Below are 608 nucleotides of genomic sequence, written 5' to 3' on the forward strand. Positions count from 1 at the left end.
TGTGTGCGAGGAATTTCCGAAGGAAATTCAGACGTAACAAAAATGCAACTACCTTGGGTTAAGCACTAATTTAGCAATTTTTTATACACGTTGTTAGCTTTTAGTTGTGACACATTTGAGTGAGCACGTTTTATTGTTATTCCGCTTTTCAATTCCGCAAACTTGCTCAAATTCCGTTTGAGTGATAATTCCGTTTTATTCAGTCAATTTATTATAATATGGCATTATCAATTCTTCCAATTTTTTCCGTTGCGATTTTGTCAAAGAATGTCCTTTCGGTGGATACGTTCTTGTTGGTCTAATAGCCAATTCAATTAGTAATTCTTTTATTATTTCGTTTCGGTCAATTCCGCGTGATAATATTTTAAATGTTGTATTATTCTGAATAACCGGTCTGTCCCAATTTGAATTCTCAAAGAGTTGAGACGAAATAGAAAAAATGTGAGCAACTCCAATCCAATCATTGGGAATAATTTCGATAATCGCTTTCACATCCTTTTTCGAGATGGAATGATTTGGTTCACTATTTATTTTTTCGGTTACGATTTTCATTTTTCGGAACAATTAAAGCTAACGTGTTTGTATATGGTTTGTTGCGTGGTTAAGCA

1 protein-coding gene is annotated in these 608 nt (G+C 33.6%); it reads right to left on the reverse strand.

Annotated features, from left to right (window positions below; all coding sequences use genetic code 11):
• Positions 1 to 195: 195 nt before the first annotated feature.
• On the reverse strand, positions 196 to 552 hold the full coding sequence (locus tag ACJBCC_RS17265) for a hypothetical protein (protein ID WP_407557931.1): 357 nt from the start codon (positions 550 to 552) through the stop codon (positions 196 to 198).
• Positions 553 to 608 lie beyond the last annotated feature (56 nt).

This window comes from Winogradskyella sp. 4-2091 (assembly GCF_045765065.1).
In the GTDB taxonomy this organism is placed as follows: domain Bacteria; phylum Bacteroidota; class Bacteroidia; order Flavobacteriales; family Flavobacteriaceae; genus Winogradskyella.